13 protein-coding genes are annotated in these 16,045 nt (G+C 38.2%); 9 read left to right on the top strand and 4 right to left on the bottom strand.

Translation table 11 applies throughout. The annotated features are described in order from the left end of the window. Positions 1-4: 4 nt before the first annotated feature. Genes FBD94_RS08880 through FBD94_RS08870 form a run of 3 tightly spaced genes read right to left on the bottom strand, consistent with a single transcriptional unit; the run spans position 5 to position 5,176 of the window. Complete coding sequence (locus tag FBD94_RS08880) at positions 5-2,161, bottom strand: sensor histidine kinase (protein ID WP_136879930.1); 2,157 nt, start codon at positions 2,159-2,161, stop codon at positions 5-7. Further along, on the bottom strand, positions 2,158-2,874 hold the full coding sequence (locus FBD94_RS08875; protein WP_131610394.1) for a hypothetical protein: 717 nt from the start codon (positions 2,872-2,874) through the stop codon (positions 2,158-2,160). The genes FBD94_RS08880 and FBD94_RS08875 overlap by 4 nt, the downstream gene beginning before the upstream one ends. Continuing rightward, the gene (locus FBD94_RS08870) at positions 2,861-5,176 is read right to left on the bottom strand and encodes an Rv1355c family protein (protein WP_131610395.1); all 2,316 of its coding nucleotides are present in this window, start codon (positions 5,174-5,176) and stop codon (positions 2,861-2,863) included. Before FBD94_RS08870 ends, FBD94_RS08875 begins: the two co-directional genes overlap by 14 nt. A gap of 118 nt (positions 5,177-5,294) precedes the next feature. On the opposite strand from FBD94_RS08870, the gene FBD94_RS08865 reads away from it, so the two are divergent. Genes FBD94_RS08865 through FBD94_RS08855 form a run of 3 tightly spaced genes read left to right on the top strand, consistent with a single transcriptional unit; the run spans position 5,295 to position 10,313 of the window. Next, positions 5,295-5,750: a response regulator gene (locus FBD94_RS08865; RefSeq protein ID WP_169472257.1), complete on the top strand. Its 456-nt coding sequence runs from the start codon at positions 5,295-5,297 to the stop codon at positions 5,748-5,750. A 59-nt stretch (positions 5,751-5,809) separates the two neighbouring features. Then, on the top strand, positions 5,810-9,292 hold the full coding sequence (locus FBD94_RS08860) for a PKD domain-containing protein (RefSeq protein WP_169472256.1): 3,483 nt from the start codon (positions 5,810-5,812) through the stop codon (positions 9,290-9,292). 1 nt (position 9,293) lies between these two features. Beyond that, a complete protein-coding gene (locus tag FBD94_RS08855) occupies positions 9,294-10,313 on the top strand; it encodes a PorP/SprF family type IX secretion system membrane protein (protein WP_136879928.1) in 1,020 nt (339 codons plus the stop codon). Between the two features lie 10 nt (positions 10,314-10,323). Here the strand turns inward: FBD94_RS08855 and rpoN are convergent, their stop codons facing one another. Next, positions 10,324-11,796, bottom strand: a complete 1,473-nt coding sequence (gene rpoN / locus FBD94_RS08850) for an RNA polymerase factor sigma-54 (protein ID WP_131610398.1) — start codon at positions 11,794-11,796, stop codon at positions 10,324-10,326. Between the two features lie 350 nt (positions 11,797-12,146). Between rpoN and mscL the strand changes: the two genes are divergently transcribed. From mscL to rpmH, 6 genes are all read left to right on the top strand, one after another. After that, complete coding sequence (gene mscL, locus FBD94_RS08845; RefSeq protein WP_136879927.1) at positions 12,147-12,578, top strand: large conductance mechanosensitive channel protein MscL; 432 nt, start codon at positions 12,147-12,149, stop codon at positions 12,576-12,578. Between the two features lie 221 nt (positions 12,579-12,799). Continuing rightward, positions 12,800-13,573, top strand: coding sequence for a LiaF transmembrane domain-containing protein (locus FBD94_RS08840; protein WP_131610400.1), 774 nt, complete (start codon positions 12,800-12,802; stop codon positions 13,571-13,573). Between the two features lie 11 nt (positions 13,574-13,584). Further along, positions 13,585-13,950: a DUF4288 domain-containing protein gene (locus FBD94_RS08835; protein WP_131610401.1), complete on the top strand. Its 366-nt coding sequence runs from the start codon at positions 13,585-13,587 to the stop codon at positions 13,948-13,950. Then, a complete protein-coding gene (locus FBD94_RS08830; RefSeq protein WP_235884413.1) occupies positions 13,947-14,993 on the top strand; it encodes a sensor histidine kinase in 1,047 nt (348 codons plus the stop codon). Before FBD94_RS08835 ends, FBD94_RS08830 begins: the two co-directional genes overlap by 4 nt. After that, entirely contained in the window at positions 14,986-15,723 is a 738-nt protein-coding gene (locus tag FBD94_RS08825; protein ID WP_131610402.1) for a LytR/AlgR family response regulator transcription factor, read from the top strand. Before FBD94_RS08830 ends, FBD94_RS08825 begins: the two co-directional genes overlap by 8 nt. 112 nt (positions 15,724-15,835) lie before the next feature. Beyond that, positions 15,836-15,994: a 50S ribosomal protein L34 gene (gene rpmH, locus FBD94_RS08820; protein ID WP_015807371.1), complete on the top strand. Its 159-nt coding sequence runs from the start codon at positions 15,836-15,838 to the stop codon at positions 15,992-15,994. Positions 15,995-16,045: the final 51 nt, after the last annotated feature.

Here is a 16,045-nt window from a genome sequence, read left to right as displayed (position 1 = left end):
TTGCTTATTGTGTATTAACAGGTAATGTAATGATGAATTCTGTTCCTTTATCTACTTCGGATATCACATCGATATGACCTTTATGTTTCTCAATTATACTAAAAACAATTGATAAACCTAAACCCGTTCCTTCTCCAACTTCTTTGGTGGTAAAAAAAGGTTCAAATATCTTGTGTTTAACCTCATCGGTCATACCCGTACCGGTATCTTTGATGCTAATTTTAACCCCGGCATCCTCGTACCAGGTTTTTATGGTGAGTTGCTCTTCTTTCCGGTCTTTTCCGTTAGATTTAATCGCTTGTATAGCGTTGGATATCAGGTTCATGAATACCTGGTTTATTTTACCTGGCAGACATTCAATTTTAGGTAAATTCCCAAATTCTCTGTATACCTTAAGGTTATCCGGCATTGTATTTTTTACCAAAACCAAGGTAGATTGTAAGCCTTCATTTAGGTCAATCGGTTTTAAATCATCTTCGTCCAAACGGCTAAAGTTTCTTAAACTTCTGATGATTTCTGCTGTTCTTTTCGCCCCATCAGAAATACCGGTCAACAGCGATTCGATCTCATTGTTTATAAAGGCGAGGTCAATTTGGTTTTTAAAAGCATCAATTTCTTTAATTTGCTCAACCACATCCAACGAATAATCGATCTGCTCATAACGATTGATGATTTCTTTTAAATCGTCTATATCAAGCTGTAATGGCTTAATGTTTGACGTTACAAAGTTAATCGGGTTGTTGATCTCGTGTGCAATACCGGCCGTTAACTGTCCCAATGCAGCCATCTTCTCAGCATCTACCAACTGCGACTGTGCAGCCTTCAGGTTACTCAAAGCATGATTAAGATTGGCATTGGTTTCTTGTAAGGCTTCAGTTCTTTCATTTACTTTTTTCTCCAATTCAATGTTTTGTTGGAGTATCAGTTGCTCATTTTCTTTAGAGATCAGGAGTGCACGTTTCTGAGCAATCTCGTTCTCTTTCTTAAAGAAGTTAATCTTATCTGCCAGGGCAAAAGAAAGAAGCATAACCTCTATTACAGAAGTAAATTGAACAGAATAATTGGTGTATGTATTGTAGGGTAATACCTCGTAATCCTTAAGGATGAAAATCATCATTCCAAAAAATAAGAACGACCAGGATGCCAGATAGTATCCTGCCGGTTTAAATTTTTTATGAAAAAAAGACTGGTAGGCTGTGTAAGTTCCAATGATAGACCCTGCCAAAATAAGCACCTGCATACCTGTAAAAGAGGTGTGTTTAAATCCGAACAACAGAATAACCGTGTTGATTACGGACAGTGTGAGCAGGATGTTGATGATGCGATGACTTTTTGGTGCATTTACCCTCGTGTTGAGAAACGACTGCGTAAAAAGTATAGACGCAATAAGCCCCAGATTGGCAAAAAGGATAACCGCGATATTGTCAAACCAGGCATAATCTATTAAAAAATACTTGGTGAAATAGCCTTGTAAGGTCACCTGAGTTGCCCAGGTAAAGATGATGCAAAAAATATAGTTGAGGTAACTACTGTCCTTAATACTAAAGTACAGAAATAGGTTATAAGCAAACATGATGATCATGATGCCCGTATATATTCCAAAGAATATATCTCTTTTTGCAAAAATGTTATCAAATTCAATTTTTGCGGCTACGTAAACTGGAGCAATAATAACTTCATCAGAATACAATTTGATGTATATTTCAGGATCCAGATCAACCACTGATCGTGGTATAACATAACTTCTGGTATTTCCTGGGAAATCAAAACTGGCAACGGTACTATGCTTCTGACCTGCAATTTGATGAATGACATGGTTGTCCTTCACAAAGTAGATGTCGGCAATTTCCAATCTCGCCTGATCGATCAAAATACTCGGATCAGCAACAGATTTCTTGATGTTTGGGAAGTTAGCTTTTAGCCAGACAGTTTTATCTATTTTACCAAAATTGATAAAGGGAGCATCTAATCTCTTAAACTCTCCCTGCGCCTTCATCACCCAATTTATAGTGGCCTTGTCTGGGAAATTAATTAAAATACTAGCGTGTTCCGTTAAATTAAATAAAGAATCTCTGCTGTCTCTAAACGAGGCCTTGGTAAAAAAAGTACAGCATAAAAAGAAAATAAGGAAAACTAATTTCTTGCAAGTACTTTTTATCATAAAACTATATCAATATGCATGTCAATAAAGCCATCATTTGTTTTGTTTGGGATAGGGATGGTTTGTTTTGGATTCTTTCTCAAAGCCATTACAAAATCATGAGAATCCTGAGTTGCAGTCGGTAAGGTATCTAATTCGTCATTCAAAACAACGGTAGCGGTAAGATCCTCTTTAGGATAATAAAACTTCCCATTGATACCAATCTCCTTAACTACCCTAAAACCACCTCTAACAGCATTTCTGTAGGTCGCAGGAGCGGTGAGGCCAAATAATGATTGTAAACCGATCAGGCTTGATAAGGCAACAGTAATTTGGCTCAACACCCAACTACCAACACCCAATCCTGCAATTTCCCATGAGTTCCATACGCCGCAAAGCTCTCCGGTTCCTTTGGCAACCCTGTCGGCCACCATACCATATATCCGGTCATCCATATCGCCAACAGCGCCCTCAATAGGAAGTGGGGTAATTCCATCAGCAACATGAACCCTACTGCCAGCTAATGCTTTTCCATCCTCCTCAGCACTTACAATAACTACATAAACACCCGGGTTAAGTACCCAGTCTATTTTTGCAGAGGTAATTTTCGTAATTCCAAATATTTCTAATACATGCGTGTGCCCTTCAATAAATTTCATACAAGCCGCACGATTATCTACGGCTCTAAACGCTTTAAAATAAAGCTTGGTGATCTGCGGTCTATGCTGTTCCAATGGATAAAGTTTTATTTAAGGGTTTTCTAATTGTACGTTGAGGTGATGATTCTGCTTTAAATATTCTAAACATGAATATTTCTGCAATATTATCAGTTATTTTAAATAAATGCTTTAATTTTTGATGTAAATTGAAAATTTGCTTTCTACTTTCTTCAGGAAGGTCATTTAATTCCTGAATATTATTCTTGTAAAAGAAAATTAAAGGAACATTTACGGGGTGAATTTGATAGCCTAATGCTGTGGCGGCGAGCCACAGTTTTTCAACCGCCATGCCTCCTTTTAAGTAATCGAGGGGACTGTGTTGCGGTAAAGTAATTAAGCCAATAGCGGGGGATGATTGGAATTGCTTTAAGGCAAGGTATTTAAAGGCGTTACCGCCTTTTATCTTTTTTAGAAATTCAACAGCTCTTTCGTCTTTCATCAGCCTTAAACCAATCTGATCCTGATTGCTTAAGTCGAGGGTATTTATTCCAATACCATCCGCTGTTTCCAGAATTTGCTCTTGATTCCAGCGCATTTCTTTTTTTATAAAATCTTCGTGTGCCGCGGGAGTAAACATACGTAGTAGATCGGCTTGGCCTGATATATCACCCAATACAGTTTTATCTTCAGCAGCAGTAAGCCAATGTAAACCAATTTCTTTGGTCTCAATAATCGCTTTTAGCTGGTCCAGATCAGCAATGTTCGCTTCCTGTGCCATACCAAGCTTTCTGTTGGTATGTCTTTCTGATATTTGTGCAGCAAGGTTTTTCTCGCCCTCGCTCAGCACATGCTTTCCTTTAAAATTGAAAAAGGCAATATGATCAGGGAAAAGCTCAGGTGTAAAACTCCATTCCACACCCAGTTCATTTACAGCAGCCTCCAATAGTAAGTTTTCTATAGAAGCACCTAAAGAAGCATAAGAAGAAATGTAATCAGGGTCTAAATAGGCGCCAGATACTCCTTTATTTAAAAACAGGTGTAAAGTTCCGTTTTTATAATGCCAGTGCCATGGCTGATTATTTCCTCCTGAAGGTGCTTTACCTGCTGAAGCGATCAATTTATGAATGAGCACATCTGAGATGGGATCACCTTTCGTATCCTCACCAATTTGATGAGTTGATAAATAAGTATTCAGCTCCGAAGGATCTAACTGCTTATTGCGAGGCTCTTCGATTGGTTCTGGGCTAGGTACCTCATCTGCAATTAATTCATCTATATCAATGAAAAATCTGCCTGATATTTTTAAGCTACCTAATAAAATTTTTCTGGAAAGGTCGGCCGTAATTCCACCACCGTAAGTAACGGCACTGGCCAGCTGAGGCCAGGTAGATATGGTGCTCATAATTTCAACCGCTGAAGCTTTCATTCTTGGAGATAAAGTTTCAATTCCAGTTACCGGAGCAATATAGGGTACTTTCTCATCCAGTGTTTTAAGCGTTTTAAAAACGCTCATATCTATATGTTCTACGAATCCATGTAAAACAGGTCTTTCAGGCTCAAGGTCAAATCTTTCAATATCAATCGTACATCTGTCGCTACCCTCCATTAAAACGGGAATACCTAATGCTTTAGCTTTTTCTCTCGCACTGATCTTTACATCAAAACTATCACACTCATCAATTAAAAGATCAAGTGTCCCATTTTCAGTTAGGAAAGCATCAATGTTTTCATCAGTAATGCCCTCATGGAAACAAATTACTTTTAAAAAAGGGTCAAGCTCGGCAATTTCTCTGGCCACGATAACCGTCTTTTGCAACTGTATATTATGGATGCCAGTTCTGATGCGGTTTAAATTGGAAAGATCAAGCTCATCAAAGTCGGCAATACGCAATTCTCCGAAACCCCGCTCTATGGCTAAGGTTAAAGAAACCGACTGTCCAACCGACAATCCCATAACACCTATTTTCTTTTGCGAAAGTAGCGTTTGTTCTTCTGCCGTAATCTTATGCTTATTTCTATTGGTACGTACAACCACAAATTCCTCTTCATCAAGAAGGTGAACTAATTTTTCGGCCCATGGATAATAGACCCATATTCCGTAATCAAATAATGGGGTTGAGCCGCGGTGATTTTCAGCTACTTTTTTCAGTTCAGTAGGGGGGATTCCGGGCTTTAAACATTTAATGAGTTCTTCGATTTGAGACTCAATACAATCAAAAATCTGAATATGTGGTTTATTAGCTAAAAGATCAGCTAAATTTTGTTTTTCGGTACTGTTTTTGGTGTTAAATAATACAGGCTTGTAGAGAGTGTTTAATTGTTTCGTATTGTTAATTTGGGCTTCAAAATTTAAAATAGGATGAGCTTGAGACTGCATTTTTTTAATATATGTATGCTATAAAAATAAAAAAAAATAGGTAAATTATTGAAAGAACTAAAAATAGGCTTTTAAGAGTAATAATAAAAAAGTATTTTTAACTTTTATTTCCAGACAAATGAATGTGAATATCCTGTATGTTGATGACGAACCTCATAATTTAAGTGCGTTTAAGGCCACTTATAGAAGGTTGTATAATATTTTTACCGCGGAATCTGCAGATGAAGGCAGAGTTATTTTAGATAAGGAAGAAATTCATGTGATCATTACCGACCAGAGGATGCCTAAAACTACTGGGGTTGAGTTTTTGGCTTCCATTTTAGAGAAGCATCCCGACCCAATTCGGATGATCCTTACTGGATATACAGACATTGATGCCGTAATTGATGCCATTAATAAAGGACAGGTATATCGCTATATTCAGAAACCCTGGATGGAAGCGGATTTAAAGATCAATATCGAAAAAGCGTATGAAATATATATGCTTAGAAAAGAGAATAGAGATCTTACTGCAAAATTATTATTGGCAAATCAACAACTTGAATTTTTATTAAGGCAAAATCTGTTATCTTAGTTATCCTAAAGGGGTAACTAAGTAATATGTATAGATGGGTTTTAATAATATGGGCGCTCTTGTGCTTTCCATTTGTTAATGCGGAAGCTCAGAATATATCAAATGAAGGAACAGATTTCTGGGCCGTATTTCCAACGCATGACCCTTCGAGAAACAATAACGGGACTGTTAATTTAGCCAATGTTCGGATTTATATTACCACAAAGACGAGTTCAGAAGTAACGGTTACTTGTGGTAGTTTTAATTCTGGGCCGGTAAACATACCCGGTAATACGGCAGTGTGGGTTGATGTACCCCGAGCAGATTCCTATATAATTGTAGGTGATGCGAACAGTATAATTGCGAACAAAGGTATTCATGTACAAGTTACACCCGGGCGTGATAAGGTCGCTGTATTTGAACATATTTATGCAGGGGCACGGTCTGCCGCTTCACTTATTCTCCCCCGAGAGGCGCTGGGGAGAGAATATTACTCCATGAATTATATTCAGGATGTTAGCAATGGAGAAGTAAATAGAAATTTTTTAGTCCTTGTTGCTGCTGATGCAAATACTACACTTATAGTTCATAAAAAGGACGGAAGTTCATTTAAGGTAGATTTTGCGAATGCAGGAGATGTATATGAGTATGCACCTCCGAATCAGGAGGATCTTACCGGGATGTATGTAGAGGTGGACAAAACATCTCCCGATAATTGCAATAAACGTTTTGCTGCTTATTCAGGTAGTACTTCACTTAAAATTGCTTGTAATGGATCACGTGATCCACTTTTTCAGCAGCTTTATCCGACAGGGAGCTGGGGAAAGAGTTACGGGGTTGTACCTTTCATTAACAGACGCCATATTATAAGAATACTGGCGCAGGAAGACAATACCACTGTACAATTTGAAGGCAATGTTATTCCGCTTAATAAAGGTGACTTTTATACGAGTGGCGAGCTGACCAATAGTGCCCTGGTTACAGCAGATAAAAGAATAAGTGTTGCACAATATTCTTTAACTCAAGCTTGCTCATCTGCCGGAGGAACCGAAATCTTTGGTGATCCCGAAATGGTGCTCCTTAATCCGATCGAATTCAACGTGAAATCTACGACGCTCTTTTCGTCCGACAAGGAACGCATCACTGAGCGATACATTAATGTCTTGATAAAAACATCCGCTACCTCTACTTTTAAAATTGATGGAACACCCGTGAATACAATGTGGACTCCAGTTCCGTCAAATCCTGAATATAGTTTTACCCAAATTCAAATTAATGCTGCAAGTTCTTATCTGACAGCGAATGAAGGTTTTAATGCCATAGCTTACGGTTTTGGGGATCATGAATCTTATGCTTATTCGGCAGGTACCAATCTTGCAGCTACTACTTATTTCCTCGTCACCAATAAAATTACGCAACGCGATGCGCAGAATGCGTGCGTAGGGCAGGAATCTGATTTTAAGATTATCCTTCCTTATCTGGTGGCTAAAATTACATGGAAACTCGATGATGGTCCCGAGGAACCTGGCTCCTTAGACCATGTAATTATTCCTGCGGCGGATGGAACATTAACTTACGAATACAAATTCGGTAGATCGGAAACGTTTACTGAACTCCGGTCGCATCGGATCACTATAAAGATAGAGTTGCCAAATGATGGTACGGGTTGCCTTAGTGGAGAGGCAGAGTTCAGTTATACATTTGATGTGTATCCCTTGCCTACAGTCGATTTTCAGTTTCCAAATGAAAACTGTGCAGACACGGAAATTCAGTTTACTGATGCGGGGTTATCTAATATACCAGGTAAACCTTTAAACAAGTGGCTCTGGGATTTTGGTGATGGAACATTTTCTACTGAACAAAACCCTAAGCATATTTTTAGTGCATCGGGACCTTTTGTAGTGAAGCTATCAGTTGGTCTTGATGAAGGTTGTATGTCTGATGTAATGCCTAAAACGATAACTATAGGACCTAAAATAACAACAGGTTTTGCAGCAGATTTGGTAGGTTGTATCAATAAACCACACACCTTCGAGGACAAGTCTATTGTTGAGGCTGGTGCGACTATTGTAAAATGGCATTGGGATTTTGGCGATAATACACCAATACCAACGGATCAAACTCTTTCGGTTGTTCAGCACACTTATACATCATTAGGTAAGTTTAAAGTTACCCTGGTTACAGAAAGTGCAACTGGTTGCGTGAGCTTACTTTATTCAAAAGAAATTACCATTACTGCTTTACCTATACCAAAGTTTACCTTACCTAAAATATGCTCTTCGGATAATATTGCCGAGTTTAAAAATCTTTCCGTTGATGGCGATGGAACTACGGCATCTTTAGCAAGTTATTTATGGGATTTTGGTGATTTAGGTAGTGTTGGGAATGCATCTAATGCTGTTGATGGTACACATAAATATAATCAACCTGGGTTGTATACCGTTAAACTTACAGTTACTAATGCGAATGGGTGTTCAGATTTTATCACAAGCGATTTTACAGTGAACGGTCCAGATGTTGAGGCTAAGTTTGACGTTGTGAATAAGGATAATCTTTGCAGTAACAAAAAAGTGGAAATCATAAATACTTCTACAGTACATTCTGTTGGTACTGTTATCAAGTTGCGTATATATTTTGATGCTGTAAATAAGCCAGGTGAATTTATTGAAGATGACGATCCTGTGCTCAATGAATCATACGAACATACTTATCCTGCGATGATAACTGCTGATCCAAAACCTTTTACCATAAAAATGGTCGCCTATTCTGGAGAAAGCTGTTCTAATACTTACCCTCAGGTTATTTTGTTGAATCCCTCGCCAATAATCTCTTTTAATAATATTCCTGCAGTGTGTATCAATGTAGGTAAAATTCAGCTTACACAAGCTTCGGAAACGCTTGGCATAGCAGGTGATTCTAAATATACAGGGCTAGGTATTACCGAAGATGGCTGGTTCGATCCGAGCGTAGCTGGGGTAGGGCGGCATGATATTACTTATACTTTTACTGCTCATAACGGGGGATGCGAGGAATCTCTGACCAAACCTATTGTTGTTGATCCGATTCCAATAGTCACGCTGCCTTCAGATCTTTATATTCTTGAAGGAGGAGAAAAGCAAATAGATGTGAGTGTCAGCAGTTCTGGAAATACTTACGAATGGAGTCCTTCGGAGGGAATAAGCAGAAATAATGTATTGAGCCCTACTTTTTTTGCGACCAGCGATAGGGTATATACACTTACAGTCACAACTGCAACAGGCTGTTCTACTTCAGAACGTGTTTTTGTTCATGTTATAAAAAGCATAGAACCTACTAATGCATTTAGTCCCAATGGAGACGGTGTAAATGATGTATGGGTCATCAAATATATTGAAACGTACGTAGCCGCTACTGTAGATATTTTTAACCGATATGGAGAAAAAGTTTTTTTTAGTCAGGGATATTCAATACCTTTTGATGGCAATTATCAAGGGATACAATTGCCTGTAGGTACCTATTATTATATCATCAATCCAAAGAATGGAAAGAAAACAATTACTGGCTCATTAACTTTGATCAGATAAAATGAGACGCTCAATATATTTAGTTATTATCCAATTGCTATTGGGACTTTGCTGTTTTGCACAGCAACGGCCACAGTATACGCAATATGTGCTCAATAATTACCTCTTAAATCCAGCAATTAGTGGTATAGAGAATTATACAGATATAAAAGTTGGCTACAGAAAACAATGGGCCGGAATTGATAATGCGCCTCAAACTTCTTTTGTAACCGCAAACTGGAATCTTGGATCGGGGTATCTATGGAAAAACGCCTTATCCTTACCTGATAAAGGCGATGACCCAATGGATCGGAATTATATGCAGAACTATACCTCATCGCCCGCACACCATGGTATGGGGGTTATTGCAGTTTACGATAAATTAGGGCCACTCTCCAGACTCGACGCGAGTTTAACCTATGCGTATCACCTTCAACTAAGCAATACCTATAATTTGTCTGTTGGTGTTGCTGCGGGGGTAAGTAGGGTAGCGCTGGATATTAATGCTTTAACTTTTGAAGACCAAACTCGTGTTGACCCCTCCATTTCGAATGGTATCCCAAGTCAACTAAAACCCGACCTGAGTTTAGGGGTATGGCTATACAGTGGAAGGCTCTTTGCAGGCGCATCCGTACAGCAAATTTTGCAACAAAAGCTGTCGTTTACCAGCGATCCCAATTACAACATGGGGAAAGAGGTGCCACATTTTTTTATTACAGCTGGTTATAAGTTATACATTGATGATGAAGTTTCTGCAACCCCTTCAATTATGGTTAAACAGGTAAGTCCGGTGCCCGTATCGGTTGATGTGAACCTAAAGGTATCATTTAGAGACAGGCTTTGGCTGGGTGGTAGTTACCGTAAAGACGATTCGTTTTCGGCCATGGCTGGAATCAACATCAGCAAGTTGCTTAACTTAACTTATGCTTACGATTTTACGACATCAGGATTGAACCAGGTAAGCAATGGCAGTCACGAAATTGTATTGGGCTTGCAACTTAACAATGTTTACGAAGTCTTTAGCGGTGGAAGAATGTGGTAAAATGAGCTGATTAAAGCTCTTTTCTTAATCTGGCAACCGGAATATTCATTTGCTCTCTGTATTTAGCAACCGTTCTCCTTGCAATGTTGTAGCCTCTTTCTTTCAGAATTTCTGTAAGCTTCTCATCAGCTAAAGGTTTGCGCTTGTCTTCATTACCGATACAATCTTCCAGAATTTTCTTCACCTCTTTATTAGAAACTTCCTCACCACTTTCTGTTTGTATCGCCTCCGAGAAGAAGGATTTTAACAAGAAAGTGCCAAATTCAGTCTGTACATATTTAGAGTTGGCCACACGTGAAACGGTGGAAATATCCATATCTATTTTATCAGCAATATCCTTTAGGATCATCGGACGCATTTTGCGCTCATCACCTGTTAATAAATACTCATATTGATATTGCATAATGGCATTCATGGTTTTAAGCAAGGTTTGTTGTCTTTGCTTAATGGCATCAATAAACCATTTTGCAGAGTCCAATTTTTGCTTTACAAATTGTACCGCTTCTTTTAGTTTTTTATCCTTTTGAGCTGCTTTATCATAATGGTCAAACATATCAATGTACGACCTGCTTACCCTCAGTTCTGGTGCATTTTTTGAGTTTAACGTCAGGATGAGCACCCCATCATTATTAGAGACATGGAAATCTGGGATGATCTGTAACTGTTTTGTGGTTACCTGATTAGAATCGCCTGGTTTAGGGTTTAACCTTAATATTTCTGCGATAATTTCTTTTAAATCCTCACTGTTTAGGTTAAGGGCCTTTTCGAGTTTGTCGTAATGTTTTCTTGTAAATTCGTCGAGATAATTCTCAACGATAAGGATGGCTTTTACAATGATAGGATTGCTAAGGTCTTTACGTTTTAACTGTAAAGTAAGGCACTCTTGTAAGTCTCTTGCTGCGATGCCTGGGGGATCAAAATTTTGTATAACCCTGAGCATGTCAAGAACGTCCTCTTCTTCAACCATAACATTTTGAGAAAATGCAAGGTCATCAATCATGGAGGTAATAGGTCTTCTTAGGTAGCCATCATCATCTAAACTGCCTATAATTTGTTTTCCAATAATAAAATCCTGATCGGAGAGGGGAACAAGGTCTAGTTGCTCTTGTAAGCTTTCAAAAAAGGTGCTTTCAATAGCTATTGGTGTTTCCTTTTTTTCCTCATCATCATCATTGTTATTGTAGGAGGTACTGTAATCATTTACATCGTCATCTTGTAAATAATCATCAACATTAAATTCATCCGTATTTTCTTCCTTTGCGCCAGCATCATATTCTTCCGGCGTATCGTTCAGGTCGTCATATTCACTTTTAGGCTCCTCAGCTATCATTAAACTTGGATCTTCCAGTGCTGGATTTTCTTCCAATTCTTCTTTTATGCGAGTATCTAAAGCAACTGTCGGTACTTGCAACAGCTTTATAAACTGAATCTGCTGCGGAGATAGCTTTTGAAGTAATTTTTGTTGTAGATGTTGTTTTAGCATAAAATGATAACTAGGTATTTATGTACCCGCTCCAAAAATACACATTTCGTATTGATAAAAGTACTTACTGAAATATAAATCAGGAACGGTACTGATAAACAGGTGTGAATATTTTAATTTTCAAGCCGATTTAAAATCAATCAGGAGTTATCAATATGGGTATCGCATCTGTGCTATCTCATAAATAGAAGAATGGCTATGTGTAAGGTCGCACATTAATCGTAGAATATAACCAGCTGGCATTAAAGGGAACAGCAAAATAATTTAAAATAAAAGTAAATTTCAGCCTTATAAATCCCTTGATTTTCGAGGAAAGTTGTTAATTTTATTATATAAATAAATTTATACCTATGGGATTTGTAAAAGAATTTAAAGAATTTGCTGTTAAAGGTAGTGTGATGGACCTTGCTGTCGGTGTAATCATCGGTGGTGCATTCGGTAAAATTATCGATAGCGCTGTGAAAGATTTAATTATGCCATTAATATCTGCGGTTATTGGTTCGGTCGACTTTAGTAACCTGTACGTGGTGCTGAAGGGTACAGTTGCGGCTAATTTACCTTTAGAGGAAGCTAGAAAAGTGCCAGAAGCAGTAGTTTTTGCTTATGGTAACTTTATCAGTGTAGGCATTAACTTCCTTTTATTGGCAATGGCTGTTTTCTTGTTGGTAAAAGGTATCAATTCATTAAAACGTAAAGAAGAAGCTGCTCCTGCTGCACCTGTTGCTCCTACACCTGGTGAAGCATTGCTTACTGAGATCAGAGATTTACTAAAAAATAAATAGTTTTTAGCTCAGCTATTGGCACATATATAAGGTGCTTATTCGGAAAAATTATTTTTCGGCTAAGCACCTTTTGCATTTAAAGTATTTTGTTTACCGACAAAATGCTGCAGTTTACCGGTGATTTGATGGCATATAAGGCCTGGTTATTTGTAGCCTTTCAATTGTGCCTAAATTTGAAACAAATAAAGATTTAGTATTCTAAATTTTAATAAAAGAACAAGATGGATAAGTGGAACAAAAGTAGTAGTTCGAGCAGGATATGTAGTGGTTTGGTTATTTTGGTGATAGGACTAGTATTCCTTTTAAGGAACTTTGGATTGTATATTCCTGGTTGGATCTTTACCTGGCCGATGTTACTCATTGCAATTGGTTTGCTTATAGGTTTTAAGCGTAATTTTAATGGGGTAGGTTGGTTGGTCATGGTATTGATTGGCGGATCTTTCCTTGTAGGTGACATTTGGGGACAAGAGGTTTCGAAGTATTACTTTGGAGGAGCACTTATAGTTGCTGGATTGTATATGATCTTGGGTCCAAAAAGTGTTGATTGCAAGGGTAAAGGCTTTAGTAAACGCTGGGAACGTAAGTTCGAAAAAAAGGCTGATTGGAAAGCTGCGGAAAAGGAGTCTTATGCTGCTTCATATGCAAACGCAGATAAAAATGATATTCTGGAGTCGGTAAGTGTATTTGGTGGTAGTCATCAACACATTCATTCAAAAAACTTTAAGGGAGGTGAAGCTATAGCTGTTTTCGGAGGCTGTGATGTGAATTTGACACAAGCGGATTTTGAAGGTACCATTGAATTAGATGTGGTGGCTTTATTTGGTGGAGTGAAAATTATTGTTCCCCCAAGTTGGGAAGTGAAGTCGGAAGTGGTGGCAATTTTTGGCGGACTGGATGATAAAAGGTCGCTAGGTCCCGTGAGTACAGAGCCACGAAAAATACTTAAAATTCAAGGGGTGACCATATTTGGAGGGGTAGAGATTAGAAACTTTTAAAATTCAAGATCATGAAATGGTTTGTAGTAAGATATATTTATCAGATAATTACCGGAGAAGGTGAGCATTCGCCTCAATTTGATGAGCAGTTAAGGCTAACTGTGGCTGCAGATTGTGATGAGGCGCTAGCTAAGGCCGAGCGACAGGCCGAAGATTTTCATCGTCCTTTTAGGAATTGCAATGGAGAGATGGTAAGCTGGAATTTTATCTGTGTAGCCGATCTATATGAAATTGAATCTCCTACGGATGGAGCTGAAGTGGCTTCAGTGCTGCATGAGCCTGAAGATGTAAGTTCATTTTTAGATCATGTGAATAAACATAGAACATTTTTGCAACAGTTGTTGCCATTTTCAACTCCTTCAATTAAGTTGTTTTGATAAACAGACCATTATCCATCACCAGGGTTAAAAAGGTTGGCTCAGTTATATTTTTGGGCTGGGTGTTGGTGTTTGTTTTGCTTTTTTATTTTACACTTAATTTTAGTTGGAGCATAGCTATTGCCGATAGTGTAATTACAAATGGCCTACTCGCGCTAGCCTGTATGCTGATGAGTAATTTACTAGGTTATTATCAGCCTAAAAATGAAACTATTATTTTTGTGTTGGCGCTTACCTTTATCATGGCACTGTTTATCACTTTTATGAGCAAGTTTTTATTAGTTTTGTTGTTCTCTGAGCAACAGACTTATATCAACTTTCTTAACATTTCGCTTACGGTACGCTTTCTGATTATGTTTGTGTTTATAGCCTGGTGTGCGCTTGCGAATGTTTTATGGTACAGGCTTGAAGAGCAATCGGCTACACAGGAGCGCTTGCTTGCTGCACAAAATCTTTCAAAAGAAGCCGAATTAAATAAATTACGCCATCAGCTGCAACCTCACTTTTTGTTTAACAGTCTAAATTCTGTTTATGCCCTAACGATTGTAAATCCTAAAGAAGCTGGTACCATGATCACTAAGCTGGCTGCTTTTTTAAGGGGGACATTAAAAAGGGATGATGAAGTTTGGGTAAGTGTGGCCGAGGAGATGGAATACATTGGGCTGTATCTGGATATAGAAAAGGTACGTTTTAGTCACAGGTTAAATATTGAGCTTCAAATAGCTGAAGAAACCTTAAATTTACGCTTGCCTGGGACACTTTTACAACCTATTGTAGAGAATGCCATTAAATTTGGGTTATACAATACTGCAGCTGCGATTACCATATCAGTATTCGTAAAGCTGGAGCAGAACCATTTGGTGATTGTGGTGCAGAACCCTTATGATCCAGAGATGAAGGCAACAGAAGGGACAGGATTTGGTTTGACGGCTATCAGACGAAGGTTATATCTATTGTTTGCGGATGAAAGGTTATTGCAAACAGATGTAAGTACAGAAAATAGGTTTGAAACTACGCTTAAAATACCTCAACAAAATGATTAGAACGATATTAATTGATGATGAGCCTTTGGCCAGGGATGTGGTGAAGCATTACCTGAGCAATTTTCCTGACGTTGAGGTAGTAGCCGAATGTAATGATGGTTTTGAAGGAATAAAAGCCATTGCAGGGTATCAGCCGGATCTGATTTTTCTAGATATACAAATGCCTAAAATCAGTGGTTTTGAAATGCTGGAGCTGATAGATAAGCATCCGGCAGTTATATTTACTACTGCTTTTGATGAGTATGCGATTAAGGCCTTTGAGGTAAATGCTATTGATTACTTACTGAAACCGATAGAGCAGAGTCGATTTGAGCTGGCCATGCAAAAACTACCAGCTAGATTGAATAATATAGATGCTGTTGCGAAGGAGTTGCTGGATGTAGCAGGGCTAAGTCCGGCTCAAAGTAATAGGGTAGTAGTTAAAAAGAATGGCGTAATTAAAATTATTGCAGTCGTTGATATTCATTACCTGGAGGCTGACGATGATTATGTGAAACTGAGTACCTCGGAAGGGATTTTTCAGAAGAATAAAACGATGAGTTTTTTCGAAAGAACACTAGAAAGTAGTCAGTTTATTCGGATTCATCGATCATATATCATAAATTTGGCCCAGGTTACACGTATAGAGCTGAAAGAAAAAGATAGCTATGTAGTGCTTTTAAAATCGGATATATGGCTGCCAGTGAGCAAAACAGGCTACATAAAACTGAAAGCTGCCCTAGGATTGTAACAGAATTACAGAGAAAATGAAAACTATAGGTGAAATGTATTTGCAATTAAATAAAAATCGCCCTATATTTGCACCTCTTATTTAAAAATAATAGTCAAGATATAATACAGTTATGAAAAGAACATTCCAACCTTCGCAAAGAAAGAGAAGAAACAAACACGGCTTCCGCGAAAGAATGGCTACAGCAAACGGTAGAAGAGTATTAGCTTCACGTCGCGCAAAAGGAAGAAAAAGATTAACGGTTTCAAGCGAAGGCCGCCACAAAGCATAATTTTTGATTGCAGCACAATTAGTGTTAGCAGATCAGGATGTCTGCAAATTT

The organism is Pedobacter hiemivivus, assembly GCF_005144565.1.
GTDB classification, from domain to species: domain Bacteria; phylum Bacteroidota; class Bacteroidia; order Sphingobacteriales; family Sphingobacteriaceae; genus Pedobacter; species Pedobacter hiemivivus.
This window is presented reverse-complemented; position numbering and strand designations above follow the sequence as displayed.